Origin of the sequence: Pseudomonas sp. NA-150 (assembly GCF_044336365.1) — a bacterium.
GTDB lineage: Bacteria > Pseudomonadota > Gammaproteobacteria > Pseudomonadales > Pseudomonadaceae > Aquipseudomonas.
Genome location: NZ_CP172305.1, coordinates 2,307,270 through 2,329,972, shown reverse-complemented (window position 1 = coordinate 2,329,972; position 22,703 = coordinate 2,307,270). Strand labels below are relative to the sequence as shown.

Below are 22,703 nucleotides of genomic sequence, written 5' to 3'. Positions count from 1 at the left end.
TGGCGTTAAGTTTGGAGTGATTTATGGGAGCGCGGATCAATCCATCGCCGTCAGCACCGCACTGTCACGCCACAGTTGCTGTGAAACATCATCGCGGCGAGCCAGTTCCGATGGCTCTGGCCATGTCAGTTGACCTCTAACCAACGACGCATACAAATGCCCTTTCGGCGGAACGATTCGACCCAGCACCAGATCGGCCAGGACCTCTCCTGCCTGGATGCGCATGCTTTCTGCGAAGTACGGACTCAGCGCCGTGGACAGTCCAGGAAGTGCACCATTCGGCAAATTGCGCCCCAGGCCGGTGCCGGGGGTATAGCCCGGGTTGTACGCGATAATCCGCAAACGCCGAGCCTTGACCTCGTTTGAATGGGCGAACGCTCGGGCTGTCAGCAGATTGCATAGCTTCGATGTGGCATAAGCACGAAAACCAGCCTCAAAGGCCACGCCTCCACGCGGATCTTTGCCGAGGTCCAGTTGCGACAGTTGGTATGCATCAACATACGGGAACGGCGCGACCGGGCTATACAGAGGATCATGGGTATTGCTGGCGGTCAGCACCACGATTGCATTGCGCGCCAGCGACGGCGCGAGCAAACGCAGCAACAGATAGTGTCCCAGGTGATTGACCGCGAACGTGGTTTCGTAGCCGTCTTCCGTGCGCGCCTCGGTCGGGAAGCTCAGCCCGGCATTGAGGACCAAAGCGTTGATCCTGATCTTGCCCAGTGTGTCGAGGACTTGCCGGGCGAACCGTCTGACACTGCTCTGGCTGGCAAGATCGAGCGGTATGTGGGTTTCCCGGCCACCTATGATCAATCGGGTGTCGGGGGAAGCGCTCAAACACTGAGCAGCTGCCGCGCCGAGACCAAAAGTACCGCCGGTCATGATGATCGTATTCATGCTCAACACACCTCGACCAGTACCACTTCAGTATCGTCGATGGCCTCGACCACCAGCAGCACCTCGTCGGTCATTGCAATTCCGCTCCCTGCTTCCACTCTTTCGCCGTTCACCTTCACGGCACCGAGTGTCGGCACTAAATAAGCGTGGCGAGTCTTCAAGCAATCGATACTCAATAACTGGCCGGCCTTTAGCGATGCACCCAGCACACGTGCATCGGCACGGATAGACAAAGCTTGTTCATCGCCAGGCATCCCGCTAGCGAGCACGGCCCATTGACCGGCCCGCTCAGCCTTTGGAAATGGACGCGAGCCCCAGCGGGGTTCGCCGCCACGTGTGCGCGACTGCAACCAAATTTGGAAGAGTCGCAATGGAACGAGCTCTGTATTGCGCTCTTCATGGCGGATGCCGGTGCCGGCGCTCATGACCTGTACGTCGCCAGCCACGGTGCGGCCCTGCCCGCCCGCGCTATCGCGATGGCTCACTGCACCTTCCAGCACGTAGCTGACAATCTCCATGTTTTCGTGGCCATGCATGGGGAAACCAGTACCGGGTGCAATCTCGTCGTCGTTCCAGACCACCAACGCCCCCAACGGACGGTGGGCGGGATTACCGTCGGCAGTGACATTGAAATGATGCTGGGCCTTGAGCCAGCCAAAATCGCCACCGCCGAGATCGGCCTTCAATCGATGCTCTAACATTATTGTTCCTGAAGAATGCTCCAGCCGCGCACGAGGCGTCGGCCACGCTGTGTTGATGGGTTGAACCGCTGGTGCCCTGAGGGTGGTTCGACTGGGGTTATTCAAAAAACGGCATAGAGTCAGATCCTTGGGGCTGTTTCAGGTACTCGCGCAGCCGACTACCGATCTCGGCAATGTTCGCCTCCCCCGCGCGCAGGGCCAGCCGGTTGGTATGCACCGAGTAGTTCCCCAGTGCCAGCTCATAGGGATGAGGCTTCGCTGAACCGATCACAAAGACTGTGTCCTTGTGCATGGCCTTGAGCGTTACCGCACCGTCGCCGGGAGCGAAGACGACCATTTCACCCGCCATGACCACGCTTGGCGCCGAAAGGGAGCCGCGGCTGACGCTCAACCACAATGACTCATGCCCCTCGGGTGGAACGTACCGCCAGGACTCTCCGGCCCGCAGCGTGACCAGCAAATAATTCATGCCGGCGGGTGCGCGGACCGGACTTTTCACCCCTTGGTATGCACCAAGAATCACTCGCGCAGGCCCCACCTCGGGCATCGCGCCGGACTCTAGGTATTGGCTGTCGACACTGGTGTTTTCCAGCTCTGGCGGCAGTGCAATCCACAGCTGAAAACCCTGTATTCGCTTTGACGTGCCGACCGACATTTCTTTGCCGTGCCAGACGCCGGCGCCCGCGCGCATCCACTCAACACCTCCGTAGTCGATCATGCCCTTGCCCGACTCGGCATCCTCGAAGCGCAAGTTGCCTTCGGTAATGAGGGTAACGGTGGCAATTCCCGAGTGCGGGTGCATCGGCATACCGTTGATGAAGGAACTCTCGCCTTCAAACAGATCAAGGAAAACGAAAGGCTTGATCAGGTGCCCCAGATCGCCAGGGCTCATCAGCCGGACAATCGCGCCATGCCCACTGCCGGTGGTGCGGTAGCTGATTGCACGGAGGGTAAGGGTTTCGTGTGTGGCGTCAGGGGACGCTCCGGTGTGCGGTCGTTGCGCAAGGATCACGATGATTGCTCACGGCAGTGGGAGCCTGTCGGCCCGATGCCACAAACAATAGAGCCACACTGATTACTTGATTAGCCGATACAATTAGGTTGCACTCGTCCAAAAACACTAGGAATACCCGCCATGCTCGACCTCAACGACATCGCCATGTTTGTACAAGTGGTACGCAGCGGCAGCTTTGCCGAGGCGGCGCGACGACTGGGCATGCCGCCCAACACTGTGAGTCGGCGCATCCAGCAGCTTGAGGAACAACTTGGTACGCGGTTGCTGCAACGCTCTACCCGCAAACTCACGCTCACCAGTGCCGGAGAGTACTTACATGAGCGCTGCGTGGGCGCGATCGACGGTCTGTTTGAAGCGGGACAGGAACTGAAGACGGGCAGTAACGAACCCAGTGGCCTGGTGCGCGTGGCGGCCCCGGCCGACTTCTTCGACTTCTTCCAGATGGAATGGGTGAGCGAGTTTCTGGCTGCGTACCCGCGGGTGCGTCTCGACTTTGTGCTCAGTGATGCGCAGGCCGACCTGATCGCAGAGCAGATCGACGTCGCCTTTCGCGGGGGGCCTTTGCGCGACTCAGGTTACGTCGGCCGTCAGATCGTTGGTTCACGCAGTGTCGGGATGGTTGCCAGCCCCGCCTACATCGCAGCGCGTGGCGCACCACGTACGCTGCAGGATCTGGCAAGCCACGATTGTGTGGTTACCGCGCAACCTGGCGGCCACGCCATCTGGCGTTTGATCGGTCCCCATGGCGAAGAAGACGTGCAAGTGATCGGGCGCTTCAGCGGCAACACCGCACAGGCTTTGCGCAAGGCTGCCTTGGCCGGACTCGGCATCGCCCTGCTCCCGCCCGTGATGGCCGGGATTGAGGTAGAGGCCGGAACGCTGGTTCCCGTACTGGCGCAGTACCGTCCTAAAGGTTATGGCTTGAATGTCTTGTACCCGAGCCGCCGGCAACTGCCACTCGCCGTGTCGGCGTTCATCGGATTGGTGATCCAGAAGATGAACGCGACAGACACGTCGCAGGAGTGACGATTGCCAGTAGTGCGGGTTGCGTCAAGCGTACGCCGGCACGTTGACGTTTGCCCGTGCCCATGCCGCAAACTTCCTCGGCTGTTGCCAGGCGACGCTGTTGGCCAGCGCGATGGCATCACGGACGAAGACCTCAACCCCTGTTTCGCAACTGAAGTCGCAGGTGTAGAAATCAGGCTGAAAACGTCGAGGAGCCACGAATCGAATATTTGTTTAGCGCTTCCCAAGTGAAGTCTGACCGTCCGCAATGGGTCGACAGTCGCCGATCAAGATGCGCGCCGCCAGCCAGTCGATCCACGCTTGCTTGTCCGCCGAACGATGCAGCAGCGCGAAATGTACAAGGTCGTCCACTGACTCCAGCCGGGGCACCAAGTCGCTCAAGCCTGGCGGGACAAAATCGGAACGGATTTATTTATCTGTAGCCAAGAAGTGGTTTTGGACGTCGCCGCCCCGTTTTTTGATCACCACCCAAGCGGCCCACGATGTACGGGTCAACCACATAGGTAACAGAAAAGTACAGGCACATCGGTAACACCTGACATTGCCCACATAAATCCTGAGGCGCCCTTTGTTTACCACGCCACATGACGTCCACCACGTACGCCTCAACGTGACTTGGATAGCTCATCTCTGGCAGCTTCTCTGGATAACAACGTCCTGAGCCGCTTAAGCAGGTAGCTTTGAAGTGCTCAACGCTCTGTCTGTCGGGATCTACTGATCGTCTTCAACGGTCGCGAGGTAATTGAAGAGGTTGGTCGCTTCCGGTGAAAGCCGTGAGTTTTTCGCCACTCCCACGTAAAGCGTCCTCGTTGCCCAATCGTCTTCAAGGGTTATCGCTCGGAGACGGCCTTCGAATACCTCTGGCCGTAACGAGGCAATTGGCAGAATTCCGATACCCAGACCGGCTTCGATCATGCGAGAGATGCCGTCGAAGCTGCTGACCTGAATCCGTACTTTGAGAAGCCTGCCTGCGCTTGCTGCTGCGTCTGTGATGCGGCGAAGTAATGAACTGCCCTGATTCAATGCGACATAGTCGTAATCCAGTGTATCCAACAGAGAAACACTGCCGCGATCTGCCAAAGGATGCTCCTGTGGTACCAGTACGACCAACCGGTCGCGTCGATAAACGCGCTTGTCCAAATTGCTGGCTGCCACGTTGTCGGCAAAAATCCCTACATCTGCAACCCCGTCCTCAATGGATTGCACCGTCTTTTCGCTGAGCGCCTCTTCGAATCCAATGCGCACGTGCGGGTTTACCTCGAGGAAACGCGCAAGGTCATTGGGCAGAAACTGAATGACGGCCGACGTGTTGGCAAACAGCCGGACGTGGCCGCGCACGCCACTCGCGTAATCGCTGGCGTCATACGCCATGCGTTGTGTGCTTTCCACTATGTGTCTTGCGTGCTCGGCCAATCCGCGACCAGCCGGTGTCAATTCCAGACCTCTGGGCAGGCGCACGAAAAGTGTGCAGTCAGTCACTCGCTCCAACTCTGCGAGCCGTTTACTCGCGGCGGACACACTGAGGTGCGCTGCGTCAGCAGCCTTCGTCAGATTCTCGGTATCCGCAGCCAGTACCAAAAGGCGCAACGACATGAGATCCAGTTGAAGAAGATTAAGCATGGGTGCATTCCGTGTTTCCATTTAGGAAAGAGTAGTGGAAATCTTTGAAATTTTCAGCCTTCCGATTTGAGTGGATGATCAGTCCATCACCTCAAACAAGAACGGAAAACGTCATGAGCCTACCGCTTAAAGGCATCAAGGTCCTGGAAATGGGCCAACTGATCGCAGGTCCCTTTGCGGCGAAAATCCTCGCGGAGTTCGGTGCTGATGTGATCAAGATCGAACCGCCAGTGACCGGCGACCCGTTACGAAAATGGCGTCTCCTGCACGATGGCACCTCTGTCTGGTGGGCTGTGCAGTCGCGTAACAAGCAATCAGTCACGCTGGATCTCCGACAGCCCGAGGCGCACGACGTGGTTAAGCGTCTGATCAAAGACGCCGATATCCTCATCGAAAACTTTCGTCCCGGCACCCTCGAAAAATGGGGCTTGGGATGGGACGAGCTAAGCGCTATCAAGCCAGGGCTGATCATGCTTCGGGTGTCGGGCTATGGACAAACCGGGCCTTATCGCGATCTTCCTGGTTTTGGCGTGATCGGCGAAGCCATGGGTGGACTGCGCCATCTTTCAGGTGAGCCTGGCCGCACGCCTGTCCGCGTCGGAGTATCGATTGGCGACTCGCTCTCAGCCCTTCACGGTGTGATTGGTGTTCTGTTAGCTCTACGTCATCGTGAGCAGCAGCAGGGTGCGGGCCAGCAAGTCGACGTCGCCCTATACGAGTCAGTTTTCAACATGATGGAAAGCCTGATTCCCGAGTACTCGGTGTTTGGAACCGTACGCGAGCCAGCAGGCAGCAGCCTTCCGGGAATAGCTCCTACCAATGCATATATGTGCCGTGATGGAAAATATGCGCTGATTGCCGGTAACGGCGACAGCATCTACCGGCGCCTGATGGAAAAGATCGACCGTCTTGATCTTGCGAACGATCCTGAGCTGGCTCAAAACGACGGTCGTGTCAGACACGTTGCTCGCATCGATGCGGCCATTTCCACCTGGACCGCCGAGCGTTCGCTCGATGAAGTGCTCCAGGCACTGAAGGACGTGAACATCCCGTCCGGCAAGATTTATGACGCTGCGGACATCGCTGCGGACCCTCACTACCAAGCCCGCGACATGCTGTTGGCCAGCACACTGGATGACGGTACACCCGTCACCTTGCCAGGCATCGTCCCGAAGCTGACGGCCACACCCGGCCGAATTCACGCCCGCGCACCCACCCTCGGTCAGCACACCGAATCGGTCCTGGAAGCCTTGGGCATTGATGCTCAGACCCGTAATCAATGGCGCAGCCGCGGCGTTATATAGCCCTCTATAAAAACAACAGGAGCACCGTATATGAAACGCCTGTTCATGCAGGAAGTTGCGACCCGTGACGGCTTCCAGAACGAGAAAACCTTCATCGAGACTGAGGACAAAATTTCACTCATTGATGCATTGAGCCAGTGCGGCTACGCGAAAATTGAGGTGACATCTTTTACCTCGCCCAAGGCCATCCCTGCATTGCGTGATGCCGAGGCGGTAATGGCCGGCATACGCCGCCAACCTGGCGTGGAGTACACCGTGCTGGTGCCCAATGTACGCGGTGCCGAGCGCGCGTTGGGGTGCGCGATCAATGAAGCCAACCTGGTCATGTCGGTGAGTGAGTCACACAACCGCTCAAACCTGCGCATGACCCGCGAACAATCATTCGCCCAGCTAAGGGAAGTGATCGGCGTGATCGGCCACGGACCGGTTGCGATCAACGTCTCGTTGTCGACGGTGTTCGGCTGCCCGATGCAGGGTGACGTCCCCGATGACGAAGTGCTGGGCTGGGTGGATCGCTTTGCCGAGTTAGGGGCGCGCGGCGTGACGCTGTGCGACACCACGGGCATGGCCTATCCATCACAGGTTCAGACGCTGTCGCAAAAGGTGCGGGAACGCTTTCCTGAATTACAACTGACGCTTCATTTTCATAACACTCGTGGCATGGCGTTGGCCAACACGCTTGGCGCGCTGCAAGCGGGTGTTGATCGATTTGATGCTTCCCTTGGCGGGTTAGGTGGTTGCCCGTACGCCCCCGGGGCGAGCGGCAATGTCTGTATGGAGGACGTGGCTCACATGCTCGAATTGATGGGCTATGACACGGGTTTGGATCTGAATCAAATACTCGCGGCATCGGCGCGTTTAGCCGGGCTGATCGGGCATGAAACGCCGAGTCAGATTCTCAAAGCGGGCCGCCGTCTGGATCTGCACCCTGTGCCTGAGCATGTCCACACACTCAGCAAACAAGTGAGCCTCACTGATCTGGAGAAGGCGCAATGATCGACCATCTGGATCATCTGGTGTTGACCACTATCAATCTGGATGCATGCAAGGACTTCTACGTCAGGATCCTCGGCATGCGTCTGGAGACCTTCGGCAATGGCCGGTCGGCGTTTCGCTTCGGCAACCAGAAAATCAACGTTCATGTTCGTGGGCATGAGTTCGAACCAAAGGCACACCTGCCTGTACCTGGCGCGCTCGACCTGTGCTTCATCGCCAGTGGCTTGCTCGGGGAGGTTGTTCAGCACCTTGCTGATCAGCAATGGCCAATCGTTGAAGGCCCTGTCCAGCGCACCGGGGCAACCGGCCTAATTCGCTCGGTCTACATTCGCGACCCTGACCTGAACCTCATCGAAATCTCCGAACTGCTCGACGCCACAACAAACTAGCAGAGGTGCTTCCATGAATATCGTTTTTCTCGACGGTGCAAGCCTGCCGTCAGCACTGTCACGCCCGGCTGAAGCCACGCAATGGACGGATCGTCCCAAGACTTCTATTGACGAGGTCGTCGATGTGCTTGGGGATGCGCAGGTGGCAATCACCAACAAAGTCCGTATTGATCGCGCAGCGCTGACACAGCTACCGAACCTGAAACTCATCTGCGTCGCAGCCACGGGGTATGACTGCGTTGATATTGCGGCGTGTCGTGATCAAGGCGTGACGGTGTGCAACGTCCCGGCCTACAGCGCGATCAGCGTTGCAGAGTCAGTGATCGCATCACTTTTTGCATTGCGCCGCCACCTGCTGGCCTATCGCGCCGCCTCTACCAGTCAGTGGCCGGAGTCTGCGCATTTCTGCGTTCATGGCGCACCCATTCAAGATCTTCAGGGATCAACGCTGGGCATCATCGGTCGTGGCGACATCGGTAGTCGGGTCGCTCGTCTGGCGAGAGCGCTGGAGATCAAGGTGTTGTTCGCCGAGCACCGTGGCGCCGAGTGTATACGCGACGGATATGTGGCGTTTGACACGGTCCTGGCTGAAGCCGACGCGCTCAGCCTGCATTGTCCACTCACACCCCACACCCGCTATTTGATTGGCGCTGCCGAGGTCGCTCGAATGAAGCCGGGCGCCTTGCTCATCAACACGGCTCGCGGGGCTCTGGTCGATGAAAACGCCGTGTTGCACGGACTGGAAAACGGCCAGCTGGGCGGCGCGGCACTTGATGTGTTGTATGCAGAACCTCCGCGTGCAGACCACCCGCTGTTGCACAGCACACATCCAAATTTGTTGATCACTCCACATGTGGCCTGGGCGAGCCAGAGCAGCGTTGTCCGGCTCAAGTCAGTGCTGGGGGCAAACATCACCGCCTACGCCACAGGCAAGCCAATCAACGTGGTGACCTGACGCGTATTCAAGCCATTCGACCTTAAAGGTAAGTTGAGCCATGACAAAAATAATCAGCTCTTCAATCGAAACTACCGACGTTGCTACTTCACACCGTAAGCCGTTTTACCACCACCTGTATGTTCAGGTCCTGGCGGCTATCGCTCTAGGTATTTTGCTCGGGCATTTCAGCCCAGGTTTGGGCGAGCAGATGAAACCCTTGGGCGATACCTTCATCAAGCTAATCAAGATGCTGATTGCTCCGATCATCTTTTGCACGGTGGTCAGCGGTATCGCCAGTATGCAAAACCTCAAGAGCATCGGACGCATTGGTTTTAAGTCGCTGCTGTATTTCGAGGTGCTGACCACTGTTGCGATGGTGATCGGTTTAATCGGTGTCAACCTGCTCAAGCCAGGTGCGGGAATGCACATTGATCCGTCGACGCTTGATGCCTCGGCGATTGCCGGCTATACCACGGCCGCGCATGAGCAGAGCGTGGTGGGATTCCTCACACACATCGTGCCGACGACTGTGTTTGGCGCGTTCACTGAGGGCGACATTCTCCAGGTGCTGTTCATCTCCATTCTGTTTGCCTTCGGGTTGCAGTTGCTGGGCGAGGCGGGCAAGCCCCTGTTAAGCACCATCGATCTTGTGGCGAAAGCGTTCTTCCGCATGCTGAAAATCGTCATGTACCTGGCACCCTTGGGCGCGTTCGGAGGCATGGCGTTCACTGTTGGCAAATATGGGGTTCAGTCCTTGGGGGCTTACGCCAACCTGCTGGTGTGCTATTACCTGACCGCGCTGATTTTTGTGTTCGTCGTGCTCAATATCGTTGCGCGGCTGGCGGGATTCAGCCTCTGGAAATTCCTGAAGTACATCCGCGAAGAGTTGGTGCTGGTGCTAGGCACTTCATCCTCGGAGTCAGCGCTGCCACGCCTGATGGGCAAGCTGGAGAAGCTTGGCTGTGAAAAATCGACTGTAGGCTTGGTGGTGCCGTCCGGCTATTGCTTCAACCTCGATGGCAGCTGCATCAACATGACAGTGCTGGCGATGTTTATCGCTCAGGCACTGGATATCGATGTCTCGCTTTATCATCAGGTGACTCTGCTGCTGATCCTGTTGCTGACTTCTAAAGGCGCCGCAAGCGTTACCGGTGGTGCTTTTATTACCTTGGCAGCAACGCTGGGATCGACGGGTGTTATCCCGGCTGCCGGGTTGGTGTTGGTGCTTGGTGTGTACCGGTTCATCTCTGAGGGTGGGGCGCTAATCAATGTCATTGGCAATGGCGTCGCTACGTTGTTCATCGCCCGGTGGGATGGCGCTTTGGATCGAGAGCAGCTCGCACGCGAGCTGGGATAACGGCTTACGCTCTTAGCCCTCTCTTCACTCCCTCACAGAGTAAGAGGGGGTGACAGGGTGCGTCGATGTATGTGGTTTGCTGAACCACTGCGCTTTCGCCGATCAAGATGCGCGACTTTCGACCCAACGCCGACTCTCGCAAGGCGCTATCGAAGTGAAAACCAGGCGGTCAAAGCACGACGCAGACTGCCCATGTCACCCCCGGTTATGCGCTATCTCAATCCATCGTGATGACCACATGAGTGCTCCTTTTTGTGCTGTGATTTCACCCGATCAATCCACAGCCCGCCCAGCCTGCTGCGCAAACCACTGCATGATCACGCTACACGCCGGATGCGATGCGGCCGAAGGTTGCGGGCACAGCGAGTAAATCCCCCGAGTGTTCAACGGCTGTCCAAACGGAACCACCAACACCCCACGATCTAGCGACTCCTGCGCCAGCGTCAGATCCGTCATTGCGACACCCAATCCCCTCGCCGCTGCATCCAGCGCCAGCTCATCGAGGTTGAAGGGGATGTGTCGGTAGTCCTCCAGCGACTTCCCGCCATTGGCCGCCAGCCAGTCGATCCACGCTTGCTTGTCCGCCGAACGATGCAGCAGCGCGAAGTGTACAAGGTCGTCCACTGAATCGAGCCGGGGCGCCAGGTCGCTCAAGCCTGGTGCGCACACCGGCACCAGCGCTTCCTCGAACAGGGTCAGGCTGGCAGGATCATTCGATGGCTCGGGCAGGTAAAGAATGTAGGCGTCACTGTCGCTGGCTGGTTCGACGATTTCCGTAGCCACGGTTTCGATCGACAGGGAAACGTCCGGGTGACGCAGATAGAAGTCACTCAGTTTCGGCAGAAGCCAACGAACCGCCAGGGACACGTGCATGCGGATGCGAAACGGGCGCTTTTGCGGCGAGAGCCTGTCTTCAAGGGTTTTCAGTTGCTCAAGAATAGTGCGCGCACTGGCCAGGACCTGTTCGCCTTCCAGGGTCAGTTGCAGGCTTCGGCTGCTCCTTACAAACAGGGGCACGCCGAAGTGCGCCTCCAATTGCTGGATTTTTCGGCTGACGGCACTTTGGGTCAGGCAGAGCTTGTGCGCCGCTTGCGTGAAACTGCCCGATTCAGCGACCTCCACCAGAGCCTGAAGGCCCTGTAATGAAGGAACGTGGCGAATTTTATCCATGCGTTTTCTGAATGGCCCGATGATTTTATAACGTTGGTTGTATCACTACAGACCTTATAAATTCTAGCCCTTGCCACCGTTATCTCAGACATCTCATGCACTTTCTGCATGTACTTGGTTTGGATGGAGACGGTACGCAGTACGACAGTAAATGAGGTGACGCATGGAAAATGTATGTGGATGGATTGCGCAAGCGGGGGATTTTCCTGTTCGCGATCGCCTGAACGGAAAGCAAAAAGCCGATTGGTTAATCATCGGTGCCGGGATTACCGGGCTGTGCGCTGCTCATTCACTGGCCGAAATGCACCCCTAGGCGCGCATTGTGATTGTCGACCGGCAGCGCGCTGCACAGGGCGCATCGGCGCGTAATTCCGGCTTCGTCGTGGCCCATGAACACCCGAGCACCGATGAGCTTTCAGGCAATAAAGGATTCGCCGGTTATGCAGTCGATACCGAGATTTCACGCGTCGCCAGCGAGGAAGTCCGCCAGCGTATTGCCCGTCACGGCATCGAGTGCGACTTCCGGGATGCCGGCTATTTCTTTGCCGTGAATGATCCCGCCAAGCTGACGCATGTCGAGGCCAAGCTGCAAACGCTAAACGCAGTCGGTGCTTCTGCACAGTATCTGGAAGGTGAGCAACTCAAGCAAAAACTGGGAACCGGCCATTACCAGGCGGCGATCTGGTGTGGCCACGGTAACGCGTTGCTGCAACCGGCCAAGTACGTGAAAGGCTTGCTCGATGCGCTACCGCCGACGGTGACCCTCTACGAAAACACCGATATCACCGGCCTTCAACGCATGGGCAAAGGACGGATTTGCGCCCAGGGTATCGAGGGCAGTATTGAGGCGAAGCAGGTGTTGGTGTGCCTGAACGCCTTCATCCCTCGCTCGGGAATCGAGAGCAGCGGGACCTTCCCTATGGAGCTCAGCGCCAGCCTCACACGGCCGTTGAGCGACACAGAGTTTCAAGCCATCGGCAGCGTCGAGCCCTGGGGCGTGCTGTCCACCCGCCCCCTCGGCGCGACGGTGCGGCTGACTCCGGATCGGAGAGTGATGATCCGCAACACCGCCGAATACCGCGCTCGGGATCTATCCAAACGTGATCTGCTGGTCCGCAGAAAACACCATGTGCTGGGCTTGCAACGCCGGTTCCCGTGGTTGACCGAACAGGACATTGATTACACGTGGACCGGTCATCTGAGCGCTTCGCGTTCCGGCCAAGCGTATTTCGCAGAGGTCGAGCAAGGCGTGTTTGCCGTGGCCGGCTGCAATGGTTCAGGTGTCGCGCGCGGCACCCTTTGGGGCCGACTGCTGGCTGAACTGGCGTCGGGGACGCGTTCGCCGATCTTGACCTCGGTCATGCAAAGGGCTCAGCCCGGCTGGCTCCCACCCAAACCCTTTCTCGATATGGGTGCCATGCTTCGTATGCGCGTGGAGGCGGTCAGGGCCAGAACAGAAGTCTAGAAAGCCGGCTATCACACACAATAAAAGCTCTTCAATGATTAGGTGATCGAACATGCGCGTCCATCCTGTTTCCCTGGCGGTATTACTCACAACGTTTACGGCCGTCACGTACGCCGATGAACAGGTCAATATTTCGAACTGGAGCGGCTACATTGCCGACGACACATTGCCCACGTTCACCAAGGAAACCGGGATCAAGGCGACTTACGACATCCACGACAGCAACGAAGTGCTGGAGTCGAAGTTGATGACTGGCAATACCGGTTATGACGTGGTCAGTCCGTCGAACCATTTCCTGTCCCGGTTGATCAAGGCCGGGGCGATCCAGAAACTCGATAAAAGCCAGTTGCCCAACTGGAAAAACCTCGACCCGGCACTGATGAAAAAACTCGAGGTCAACGACCCGGGCAACCAGTACGGTTATCCCTACATGTGGGGCACGGCGGGGATTGGTTACAACGTCGAGAAAATCAAAGCGATCTTCGGCAACACTGATGTCACCCATTCGTGGAGCCTGTTTTTTGATGAGAACAACATTAAGAAACTCAGCCAGTGTGGTGTAGCGATTATCGACAACCCGACGCAGATCCTGCCGATCACCCTCAACTATCTAGGGTTGCCGCATCACAGCCACGACCCGGCGGATTACGCCAAAGCCGAGCAGGCGTTGTTGAAAATCCGGCCTTACATTCAGTATTTCCACGCCTCCAAGTACGTCAGCGACCTGGCGAACGGCAACATCTGCGCAGTGATCGGTTTCAACGGCGACATTGTGCAAGCCGCCGCCAGTGCCAAGGAAGCCAAGAACGGCATCGAGATTGCCTATTCGATCCCCGACGAAGGCTCGACCCTGTGGATGGACACGGTGGTCATGCCCAAGAGCGCACCCCACGAGAAGAATGGCTACACCTACATGAACTACCTGCTTGAGCCCAAGGTCATCGCCAATATCAGCAACAGCATCCACTACGCCAACCCCAACAGTGCGGCGGACGCTTATGTGGTGCCGGAGGTGAAGCAGGACCCGGCGATCTACCCGCCCAAAACGGTGCTGGACAAGCTGTTCATCGTCGAGGACCTGCCGCCGGCCATTGCACGGTTGACGACCCGACTGTGGAACAAGCTGAAGACCAATACCTGACAACGGCCACTGTCAGCGGGCGCTCAAATAAGAAGACCAGTCCTCGACATCCGAGAACTGGTTGAAGCGCTCTTTAACTCATTTCTGCACCAGCAGTTCGCGCAACGTTGCGATGTCTTTAACCCTCTCCAGGTGGTTTATTGCATCGATTAACTTCTCACTCCGACGACTCCCGATCACGGGAACGATCAGATCACGTACTTTGGCATTGACTGCCTCAACGCTTAGAGGATTTTCCTTGGTACCCGAGGGATAGCGAGTGTGATGGGTGAAGGTTTGCCCATCATTAAGGGTTACGCTAACAATGGCGCCACGCGGGGCGGCCGGATCGTCCAGAGCCTTGTCGACCACCACGCTGACCTTGGCGCGCTGCTCGGCGATGCGGGGATCGTGCATGAGGGTGGTGTCGTGGCTGTCGGTAAATGACACCGCGCCCTTGACCAGTGCAATGGCAACCATATGGGCGCAATTGACGTCTGGCATCGCGCTTTGACCGACGATGCCTATTGCGTCGCTGGGCACTTTGACTTCAACGCTCTTGACCTGATCGGGGGTGAGGTTATGTTCCTTGCGCAGTGTCAGCAGCGCATCCAGAGGGGACTGAATCGGGTAACCCACCGAGTAGGTTTTGATGGCCGTTTCGGTGACAAAAAATCGACTGCCCAAACCTTCGAGCAACTGTTGCGGTTGCGGCTGAGTGGATAGCGCAATCAACAGGTTATGGGTGCCATCCAACACATCGTCCACGCCTGTCATTCCGGACTGGACCATCGTGACTGCCTGCACACCGTTGCGGGCACCCATCCCGGCAAAATCGAACGCTTTCTCGATGTGATCGTGGTCTTTCACCCAGCTCCACAAACCCGACTCCTGCTGCGCGGCGTACGACAGCGCAAAACGCATGTTCTGCTCGTCGAGCTTCGCTAAAGACGCTGCCGCACCGACGGCGCCAAAGGTGGCGGCAGTTCCTTCCGCGCTGCGGTGAGACCCGCGGACAAGGTCGGGCCCCAACGCCATCAGCAGCCGACAGCCCGTGTCGTAACCCAACGCCACCGCGCGCATGAACGCCTCGCCACTGCTGTGCTGCCACTCACCCATTGCCAACGCCAGCGGGCACGACCGAGCTTCCCGGATGAGCTTTGGTGACCGGTTCGAAATCATCGGTTTCATCGGAATGGGCACACATGGCATTGGCCAACGCAGCATTCACCACGGTGGTCCGAACATTCGAACCCACGACGCTGGCCTGCGGGGTACCACCCTGTCCTTTTACATACGCGGTGGCCAACTGACCCGGGCGCATGCGCGAGCCGGAAAGCATCGCGCCCAAGGTATCGAGGATATGATTCTTACAGGCTATGGCGACGTCGGGAGGCAGCGGCGCACTTCGAGAGGCCACCATGTAGCGCGCTAATTTAGCCGTCACATCCGCTGCAGGCGGTGTCGCGTCAGAACTCGCTTGTGCGGCGAACAACAGGCGGCACGGGGAGATCCCTGCGATCAAAATAGCGCTGCCTTTGAGCAACTTGCGCCGGGACCATGGTTGATGATGGGACATGAAGCCTCCTAAACCGTTGCTGACTTGGCAATGTTTGCCGCGCTGTCGAGTTGCTCCACGTCCCAGCACGTCGCGATCAGCTTATGTGCTTGTTCGTCCGACAAAATACCTTTGGCCAGGTCGAGAAACTTCGCCTCCAACTGTTGATCGGTCATCGGAACTTCCAGGCTGCCGATGGCATGCTGGATGAACTTGTGCAGTGTGCGCCCGTCTTTCAACGTGATAGTCATATCGACCTGCTCTGGCTTGATCGCGGGGTCAACCGTCGCAACCACTTTGTCTCGCAGGGCAATCACCGTCGGGTCCTGGACGACGCTGTCGCTGAATTGGCGCTCTCCAGCGGCGCCTTGGATGATTGCGACCGCGACCGCATGGTAGATGCTGAACTTGCCCTCTAATCCTGTTTGGGGCGTTTTCTTGCCGGTCAACTCCAGCACGAGCGGGTGCACCCGAAGATCGATACGGCTGATTTGTTCTGCAGTCAGTTTGTCTTCATTACGCAGCTGTATCGCGGCATCAAGCGCGGGATGAATGACGATGCCGCAGGCAAATGGCTTGTAGGTGTTGAGTGCCGATTCGTACCGGCTGCCCAGGCCATCGGTAATTTCGGCAAAGTCTTGCTTGGTGCTAATCGTGTGCGCCCAGCCGCGCTTGGCTTCGATCATTGAGTCTGAACTGGTGAAGTTTTGTTGAGCCAACAAGGCCGCGAACAAACCATTACTGGCTGCCCGTCCAGGGTTGAAACTTTTATTCATCGAGCCAAAAGACTCACGCAGTCCCACCGGTTGTGAAGCCGCCAAGCCCAACGCCCAGATCATCTGCTGCTCATTCAAACCGAGCAATTTTCCGACCGCCGCCGCTGCCCCGAATACCCCGGCAGTACCGGTGATATGCCAGCCGACATCGTAGTGATTGGGATAAACCGAATTCCCTATACGGCACTCGGTTTCAACCCCCAGGATCAGCGCATTAAGAAAATCCTTGCCCGTCACCGGATGGTATTCCGATAGCGCCAGAATCGCTGACACGACCGGCCCGGCGGGATGGATGATGGTCTTCAGGTGAGTGTCATCGAAATCGAAGATATGGCTGGCGACGCCATTCAGGAATGCAGCGTTCATGATATCGAAGCGTTCCGAGCGGCCGAGCAGACTCGCCTGCGGTGGTCCGGAAAACGGCGACAATGCCGCAAGAGCCCGGCTGACAGTTTCATGGTGTGATCCGCCAACTGCCACCCCTACCCAGTTGAGCAAAGTCCGTTTGCCCTCTTTGCGAACATTGGCGGGAAGGTCTTCATAGCGCGCCTGGACGATGTATTGCGCGAGGGTGCGGGTGACGCCCTGGCCATCGGCTCCGGGTTTGGCTGGAGGATTCATCGCCGCCTCCTTTGTAGGTGGCGTCTGGGCAGCGAAAGATAGACTTGGCGCAGCAGCGGCGACGGAGGCAATGGCCCCAAACTTGAGAAGATCCCGACGATTGAATGAGTTCACGCGTGTGCTCCATTGCTTATTTTTATTTGGTTGCGCGTGTGTGAGACGCACTGAGCGATCATGATGCAGGGCGATCCGTATGTTAAATGCAAGAATTGGATAAACTTATGCACCATGCACATAAAATAGAAATGAGCGATCTCCGCACGTTCGTGACGGTGGCCGAGCGTGGCAGCTTCAGTGCCGCTGCATTGGATCTGCATCTATCGCAGCCAGCCCTTTCACGCCGTATTGCCAAGCTGGAAAGTAGCCTCGGGGTACTGTTGATTGAGCGCACCACGCGGCAAGTCGACCTGACGGCCGTCGGCCGTGATTTCGCCCGTAAAGCGCGGGAGGTACTGAACAGTTTCGAGTCGTCGCTGCTGGGTATCGGTGACGGGACCGGCCATCTTTACGGGGAAGTGACCATTGCGTGTGTGCCGACTGCAGTCATTCATTTCTTACCCGAAGTGCTCAAGAACTACCGGCGCGTGTATCCGCAAATTCTGGTACGGGTTATGGACGAAGGCGCGAGCAAAACGCTTTCAAGCGTCGCTCGCAGCGAGGCGGATTTCGGCATCAATTATGTCGGTGCCCAAGAAATCAATATCGAATTCGATCCGATCTTCAAAGAGCGCTTTGTACTCGCTTGTCGGTACGATCATCCGCTGGCCGCACAAGCCTCTGTGACCTGGGCAGAACTGGCGGGGTACGATTACATTGCCATCGGCAAAGACAGCGGAAATCGATTTCTTCTGGACATGGCACTGGCGGACATCCCGAACCTGCCGCAGCCCATCTGCGAGGCGAGGCACGTTCGTACCGTTGTCGACATGGTGGAGGCTGGACTCGGAATCGCGGCAGTGCCGGTCCTGGCTATGCCGCAAGTAACAGCAGGTTCCGCCTTGCGCAGCATTTCTCTGGAAGCGCCCCATGTGTCTCGCACCCTTGGCCTGATTCGGCGCCGAGGGCGAGTGCTTTCTCAAGCTGCCGAGCAGCTATATAAGATGATTAAAGAGCGCGCGGTGGTTACCCTTTGACACCTGCAACCGAGCCGTCATCTATTCCGGGCTCAAGCCAGTAGTTCGGTAATCCACCGGGCCTGTCGAGCGATGTCCTGCACTTGCGCCTCCGGTATGGCCTGCCGCGCTCGGGCGAAGCTGATCAGCGTCTTCTGCTTCTCGCGCAATATGCGCTGCCACTTGAGCAGGAACGCCGGGGTGCGTGCCTGCATCTGCAGCGGGCCGAAGTACAGCTCCTCGGCGGTATACGTCACTGGCCCGGCGCGCTCGGCGACGATGATTTCGTAGTAAAAGCGGTTTTCCTGCAGCAGTTCTTCGCAGAGGATGCGGTAGTCGTTTTCCATCAGCCATTGGCGCAGTGGCTGCTCGCCGCCGTTGGGCTGCAAGATCAGCCGCTCCTGGCCGCTCAGGCGCGCTTTGCCGATGTCGAGGATGTCGCGAATTGTCTCGCCGCCCATGCCGCAGATGCTGATCGCGGTGATCGCGTCTCCCGGTTCGATCGCCACCAGGCCGCTGGCCAGGCGCACGGTGATCCGCTGCTCCAGGCCGTTCTCGCGCACGGTGCGTTCGGCCGAGCGGAACGGCGTCAATGCCACCTCACCGGCCACCGCCGCCGCGATCGCACCACGGCGCATCAACGCCACCGGCAGGTAGCCGTGATCCGAGCCGATATCGGCCAGGCGTGCACCGGCTGGCACATGCGCCGCCACGCGTTCCAGGCGCATGGACAATGTCTGTTCGTTCAACTACAGCCCCTTTTCACCACGAACGTCCGGCACCATTGGCCGGATCGGGACGCGATTCTGGCGAGCAACGCCGCGCTTTTCAAGTGTGTGCGACCACGGCCATGGCTGGCAGGCATGGGGTACAGCAGCCAAACAGCAATCCGCGACGGCTGCGATACCGTGGCAGATACCTGTATCCAATAAAAACGCAGACTCTGTGTCTATTGCCAGCGGCAGCCGGTTGTTAGTGTCTACCCTCACCCCCTGTGGCGAAGCGACATTGGACTTGACTGCTATTCCCTCCACAGTCGCGCCGCACAGTAACTAACGGCGCCTCCCGACATGACTTACACCTACTCACTTCTATTGATAACCGGTGTTTACCTGGCCGTCCTCGCCAGCCCCGGACCCAATTTCTTTATCCTGAGCCAGATGGCATTGGACGGACGACACCGGGACGCACGGTATGTGGTGTTCGGGCTTACCACCGGCTCTATTTTCTGGGTGCTGGTCTCTATGGCCGGGTTGGCGACCCTGCTGTCGCAACACCCCTGGTTAGCGTCTGTGGTGCGTACGTTGGGAGCAGGCTATCTGGTTTGGTACGGCGCACGCTTGTTGTGGTCGGCGCTTGCCCCCTCCCCGGCTCGCGGGTTGAAGGTTCAGCTTCAACAAAAGAGCGGCAGTCGATTTGCCGCCTACCGCACAGGGCTGCTGACGGGAATGACCAACCCCAAAGGCGCCGCATTCTGGACCAGTGCGTTTGCGGCGGTGTTCCCGGCCGAGGCGCCCTTGTGGTTCTACGTTGTCACGGTGCTTTTGGTCGCCATGCTGTCCCTGGCCTGGCATGTGGGGATAACGCTGGTCTTTGGCACGTCGAGGTTGCAAGCCTATTACTGGCGTATAGAGCGGAGAGTGAATGGCGTGGCTGGCGGCGTGCTTGTCGCGCTTGGGGTGCAGCGGATGTTGTCTCGGTAATCGGGTCATTGTCATTGGGATGGAAGCCCGGAGGGTCCACAGCGGGTCGGACGCGTGACTTTCGGCACGGGTTGCGCCCGACTGCACAGCAGCAAAGCTGTTGTTCTTTGTGCGTTAGTGCGAAGCATTTTCTTCGGCTGGTGCCGGAATAACCTGCTCCGCTACGGTGCCAAGTTTGCTGAGTAACTCGACGGCGTCTCGTTCAAGCCGCTTTCGCAGAATCAAGCGATCAGCCACACGTCCGATCCAGTTCGAGAATTGATATTCCAGGGTGCGAATAAAACGTGTGCCCGTTGCCGTTTCCAGGCATTGATAGGTCACCACCATCGTCAGACCGTACTTGCCCCGCGCCCTCGCCTGCCAGCGTTGTCCTGGCACATAGTCAATGATCTCCCAGCTCAAATAGTCGGCACGAGCACTGGTATATTCAAATTGGCTACCCATCGGTAGCACCCCGGTCGCCCCCTTTATAGCTACAGGATAAGGGTGCCATTCGTGCCAGCGCGTCGGCGTACTGACGTAGCGCAGCACGTGTTCCGGTGCACGTTGGATATCTATATGGTGTTGCATCGAGACCCTGTTCGTGGGGTTTTCGCGATGCTCTTCCGTCTGCCAATAGAGCGTGCCATACACCCAATCCCACAGCGGGAAAACGATATTGAAGTTATACCTGTGCATCAAATCGCGAGCATGGTGCAACTGATGCAATCGACGCATTTGACGTACCCACGGTAATCGCGATATCGGATGCTGGTCGGGCAAGTGTTCGAAGGCATGCAGGATTTCATAACTGAGATATCCCACCAGCAGCGAGCCACTGAACAAGGCTGCAATGTTGCCGTTAAGTGCGCTCAGCACCCACCAACCGGCAAGCACACCCAGCGTAACGAGAACGATCAGCCACGCGGGGAATAAAATGACTCGCCAGTCTTGCTTGCGCTCATAGCTCATCTGCCCATAGGCAAAAAAACTGTGGTGGTCCCCGGTATGACGCTTGTAAAACAGCGCGCTAAAGCGCCGTTTATGGTGGCCCAGATGCTTGTGCACCATGTACTCACCCCAATTCTGGATAACTAAAGCCACCGGTATGGCCAACCATTCCCAGGGCCGAACGTGTTCGGCGTGACTCCAAAAAAAAGCAATCGCAAGCATGCCGAATACCAGGACGAAGCCGGCATGCAACCAGGCGTTATAAAGGGGATGTGTCCCTGCCCGATAACGCATGCGAAAGTTAGTCGTATCGAATTTCATGAGCCCGCCCTTCAGTCGAGGAGTTGACCGATGATAGGCAGCGAGCGACTATTCTGATAATGGATATTAGCGAAGAGCTTTATTGATGATAACGAATTTGCGCCAGCTGGACCTGAATTTGCTATTGGTGTTCGATGCGCTGATGCAGGAGCAGAATCTGTCTCGAGCGGCCTTACGCTTGCATTTAAGCCAGTCCACCGTCAGTAATGCCTTGGCGCGTTTGCGACAACAACTAGAGGAGCCGCTTTTTCAGCGGACCGCTCGCGGCATGGTGCCAACCCCGCAAGCGCAGGTGCTGTATGGACCTGTGCGTCAGGCTCTGCACCTGCTTCGTACCGGTCTGGGGCCTCAGGAGGGCATCGACCTCGAGGCCGATCTGGTGTTTCGAATATCGATGAATGACTACGCGCAGGCAGTGTTTCTTCCTGGGCTGCTTTCACACCTACAAGCGCAGGCACCGCGCCTGGTCGTGTCAGTGCAGCTTGATGATGCGGATACGCTGGTGAAGCGCCTGAAGACTGGCGAGTTGGATTTGGCCATCGATTATTTGCACTTCGCCGACGAAGAGCTGCGCTATCAGTCGTTACTCGAAGAGGACCTCGTCGTCATCGCGCGCTCGGGTCACCCGGCCTGTAACGATGGACTCACGCTTTCGCTCTACGAGGACTGTCATCACGTTTCGGTCCTGCCGCGCGCGAGCCGTGGCTCGCCATTAGAAATCGTATTGGGTTCTGCCAAGGTGCGCCGAAAAGTGCAGCTGTACGTGCCGCAGTATTTGGCGATTCCGGCGATTGTCGCCCAGTCGGATATGCTCGGAACCGTGCCACGAGGACTTGCGGAGCATTTCACCCGGCAATACTCGCTGCAGGTTTTCCCCCTGCCGTTGGAGATGCCCGCTGTTCGAGTGAGTCTTATTTGGCATAAGCAGCAAGACTTGGCGGTAGGCCTGCGGTGGCTAAAAGACCAGATCGCGGCTTTTTTCAACGACCCCTTGAATCACCCGGGGTTTAAAGACACGCCTCAATGATTGCTTTAGGCCCACGTTCCCTGCCAAGCGTCGATGAATGTGAAGCCAGTGCTCGTCTTTCTCGTCTAACGTAAGTTAGTTCGTTTGCAATGCTCTCCTTCTTCTGGACGATGGAGGTCGGCCATGAAAACCGCTGCATCCTGGTTGACGATTACGCTGTCAGGTCTCGTGCTGTGCGCCTGCGTCTCGGTCGATCGCCATAGTGAATGACTCATCGCGCATTCACCTCAGTCAATGAACAGTCAGTGGAGGGGATCGTCATGACCAGGAAAAAAGACAGCGCCGACCTGGATGAAGATGTTTGTGTTCATATATTCATCACGTCAGCAACAATGGTCGGCGTATGCATTACGGTCATCGGCATCTTTCAGGTGATTACCACCCTAAGGCATGAAGGTACTCTAGGCGACGATTTTGTTGCCGTTAACGCCATCTTATATTTGATCACGACGCTATTGTCCTACTGGGCATTGAGAACCCGAGGGCTTCGCCGTAACCATAATCTGGAAAAGGTCGTCGACATTCTCTTCTTGATAGCACTGACCTTTACTACTGGGGTGGCCGGGTATATTACCTGGGCAATGAGCTTTACATAGCCGCCCACTAACCGGGCTTTTCGTGACCGCTATGAAGCAGAGGCGATTCATCCCGATTGAAC

General features: G+C 57.5%; 21 protein-coding genes and 3 pseudogenes. 12 read left to right on the top strand and 12 right to left on the bottom strand.

All coding sequences use genetic code 11. The features are described 5' to 3' along the window. Positions 1-36 precede the first annotated feature (36 nt). The 3 genes from ACF0H7_RS11185 to ACF0H7_RS11175 form a co-directional block, all read right to left on the bottom strand. A complete protein-coding gene (locus ACF0H7_RS11185; protein WP_397452811.1) occupies positions 37-897 on the bottom strand; it encodes an SDR family NAD(P)-dependent oxidoreductase in 861 nt (286 codons plus the stop codon). A gap of 2 nt (positions 898-899) precedes the next feature. Beyond that, entirely contained in the window at positions 900-1,598 is a 699-nt protein-coding gene (locus ACF0H7_RS11180; protein WP_397452810.1) for a pirin family protein, read from the bottom strand. Positions 1,599-1,695: 97 nt separating this feature from the next. Further along, positions 1,696-2,610, bottom strand: coding sequence for a pirin family protein (locus ACF0H7_RS11175; RefSeq protein WP_397452809.1), 915 nt, complete (start codon positions 2,608-2,610; stop codon positions 1,696-1,698). 123 nt (positions 2,611-2,733) lie between these two features. Between ACF0H7_RS11175 and ACF0H7_RS11170 the strand changes: the two genes are divergently transcribed. Further along, entirely contained in the window at positions 2,734-3,639 is a 906-nt protein-coding gene (locus tag ACF0H7_RS11170) for a LysR family transcriptional regulator (RefSeq protein WP_397452808.1), read from the top strand. 276 nt (positions 3,640-3,915) lie between these two features. On the opposite strand, the pseudogene ACF0H7_RS11165 reads toward ACF0H7_RS11170, so the two are convergent. The 3 genes and pseudogenes from ACF0H7_RS11165 to ACF0H7_RS11155 all read right to left on the bottom strand — a co-directional run. Next, positions 3,916-4,026, bottom strand: a pseudogene (locus ACF0H7_RS11165) (LysR family transcriptional regulator); the annotation flags it as partial. A 150-nt stretch (positions 4,027-4,176) separates the two neighbouring features. Continuing rightward, a pseudogene (locus ACF0H7_RS11160) lies at positions 4,177-4,300 on the bottom strand (IS481 family transposase); the annotation flags it as partial. A 50-nt stretch (positions 4,301-4,350) separates the two neighbouring features. Beyond that, positions 4,351-5,259, bottom strand: coding sequence for a LysR family transcriptional regulator (locus ACF0H7_RS11155; RefSeq protein WP_397452807.1), 909 nt, complete (start codon positions 5,257-5,259; stop codon positions 4,351-4,353). A gap of 113 nt (positions 5,260-5,372) precedes the next feature. On the opposite strand from ACF0H7_RS11155, the gene ACF0H7_RS11150 reads away from it, so the two are divergent. The 5 genes from ACF0H7_RS11150 to ACF0H7_RS11130 are packed head-to-tail and all read left to right on the top strand — an operon-like array spanning position 5,373 to position 10,242. After that, positions 5,373-6,563 (top strand): CaiB/BaiF CoA transferase family protein, encoded by a 1,191-nt coding sequence (locus tag ACF0H7_RS11150; RefSeq protein ID WP_397453879.1) that lies wholly within the window; start codon positions 5,373-5,375, stop codon positions 6,561-6,563. A gap of 30 nt (positions 6,564-6,593) precedes the next feature. Beyond that, entirely contained in the window at positions 6,594-7,559 is a 966-nt protein-coding gene (locus tag ACF0H7_RS11145; protein WP_397452806.1) for a hydroxymethylglutaryl-CoA lyase, read from the top strand. Continuing rightward, complete coding sequence (locus ACF0H7_RS11140; protein ID WP_397452805.1) at positions 7,556-7,948, top strand: VOC family protein; 393 nt, start codon at positions 7,556-7,558, stop codon at positions 7,946-7,948. Before ACF0H7_RS11145 ends, ACF0H7_RS11140 begins: the two co-directional genes overlap by 4 nt. A gap of 13 nt (positions 7,949-7,961) precedes the next feature. Then, entirely contained in the window at positions 7,962-8,903 is a 942-nt protein-coding gene (locus tag ACF0H7_RS11135; protein WP_397452804.1) for a D-2-hydroxyacid dehydrogenase, read from the top strand. Between the two features lie 40 nt (positions 8,904-8,943). Beyond that, positions 8,944-10,242, top strand: coding sequence for a dicarboxylate/amino acid:cation symporter (locus ACF0H7_RS11130; protein WP_397452803.1), 1,299 nt, complete (start codon positions 8,944-8,946; stop codon positions 10,240-10,242). A gap of 273 nt (positions 10,243-10,515) precedes the next feature. Here ACF0H7_RS11130 and ACF0H7_RS11125 read toward each other — a convergent pair whose 3' ends face one another. Then, positions 10,516-11,412, bottom strand: coding sequence for a LysR family transcriptional regulator (locus tag ACF0H7_RS11125; protein WP_397452802.1), 897 nt, complete (start codon positions 11,410-11,412; stop codon positions 10,516-10,518). Between the two features lie 163 nt (positions 11,413-11,575). Between ACF0H7_RS11125 and ACF0H7_RS11120 the strand changes: the two are divergent. Both ACF0H7_RS11120 and ACF0H7_RS11115 read left to right on the top strand, forming a co-directional pair. Beyond that, a pseudogene (locus tag ACF0H7_RS11120) lies at positions 11,576-12,877 on the top strand (NAD(P)/FAD-dependent oxidoreductase). 52 nt (positions 12,878-12,929) lie between these two features. Beyond that, positions 12,930-14,018: a polyamine ABC transporter substrate-binding protein gene (locus ACF0H7_RS11115; protein WP_397452801.1), complete on the top strand. Its 1,089-nt coding sequence runs from the start codon at positions 12,930-12,932 to the stop codon at positions 14,016-14,018. 78 nt (positions 14,019-14,096) lie between these two features. Here ACF0H7_RS11115 and ACF0H7_RS11110 read toward each other — a convergent pair whose 3' ends face one another. Genes ACF0H7_RS11110 through ACF0H7_RS11100 form a run of 3 tightly spaced genes read right to left on the bottom strand, consistent with a single transcriptional unit; the run spans position 14,097 to position 17,066 of the window. Beyond that, on the bottom strand, positions 14,097-15,116 hold the full coding sequence (locus tag ACF0H7_RS11110) for an MmgE/PrpD family protein (protein WP_397452800.1): 1,020 nt from the start codon (positions 15,114-15,116) through the stop codon (positions 14,097-14,099). Further along, positions 15,109-15,576 carry an MmgE/PrpD family protein gene (locus tag ACF0H7_RS11105; RefSeq protein ID WP_397452799.1) on the bottom strand — a complete coding sequence of 156 codons (468 nt, stop codon included), beginning with the start codon at positions 15,574-15,576 and terminating at the stop codon, positions 15,109-15,111. Before ACF0H7_RS11105 ends, ACF0H7_RS11110 begins: the two co-directional genes overlap by 8 nt. An 8-nt stretch (positions 15,577-15,584) precedes the next feature. Next, on the bottom strand, positions 15,585-17,066 hold the full coding sequence (locus tag ACF0H7_RS11100) for an MmgE/PrpD family protein (protein ID WP_397452798.1): 1,482 nt from the start codon (positions 17,064-17,066) through the stop codon (positions 15,585-15,587). Positions 17,067-17,152: 86 nt separating this feature from the next. Here ACF0H7_RS11100 and ACF0H7_RS11095 point away from each other — a divergent pair, with 86 nt between their 5' ends. Beyond that, positions 17,153-18,085, top strand: a complete 933-nt coding sequence (locus tag ACF0H7_RS11095; protein WP_397452797.1) for a LysR family transcriptional regulator — start codon at positions 17,153-17,155, stop codon at positions 18,083-18,085. Positions 18,086-18,117: 32 nt separating this feature from the next. Here the strand turns inward: ACF0H7_RS11095 and ACF0H7_RS11090 are convergent, their stop codons facing one another. Beyond that, positions 18,118-18,813 (bottom strand): tRNA (adenine(22)-N(1))-methyltransferase, encoded by a 696-nt coding sequence (locus ACF0H7_RS11090; protein WP_397452796.1) that lies wholly within the window; start codon positions 18,811-18,813, stop codon positions 18,118-18,120. A gap of 321 nt (positions 18,814-19,134) precedes the next feature. Between ACF0H7_RS11090 and ACF0H7_RS11085 the strand changes: the two genes are divergently transcribed. Beyond that, on the top strand, positions 19,135-19,767 hold the full coding sequence (locus ACF0H7_RS11085) for a LysE family translocator (protein WP_397452795.1): 633 nt from the start codon (positions 19,135-19,137) through the stop codon (positions 19,765-19,767). Positions 19,768-19,881: 114 nt separating this feature from the next. Here ACF0H7_RS11085 and ACF0H7_RS11080 read toward each other — a convergent pair whose 3' ends face one another. Beyond that, positions 19,882-21,018, bottom strand: coding sequence for an SRPBCC family protein (locus tag ACF0H7_RS11080; protein WP_397452794.1), 1,137 nt, complete (start codon positions 21,016-21,018; stop codon positions 19,882-19,884). An 85-nt stretch (positions 21,019-21,103) separates the two neighbouring features. On the opposite strand from ACF0H7_RS11080, the gene ACF0H7_RS11075 reads away from it, so the two are divergent. Then, the gene (locus tag ACF0H7_RS11075) at positions 21,104-22,045 is read left to right on the top strand and encodes a LysR substrate-binding domain-containing protein (RefSeq protein ID WP_397452793.1); all 942 of its coding nucleotides are present in this window, start codon (positions 21,104-21,106) and stop codon (positions 22,043-22,045) included. A gap of 260 nt (positions 22,046-22,305) precedes the next feature. Further along, entirely contained in the window at positions 22,306-22,641 is a 336-nt protein-coding gene (locus ACF0H7_RS11070) for a hypothetical protein (RefSeq protein ID WP_397452792.1), read from the top strand. The last annotated feature ends 62 nt before the right edge of the window (positions 22,642-22,703 follow it).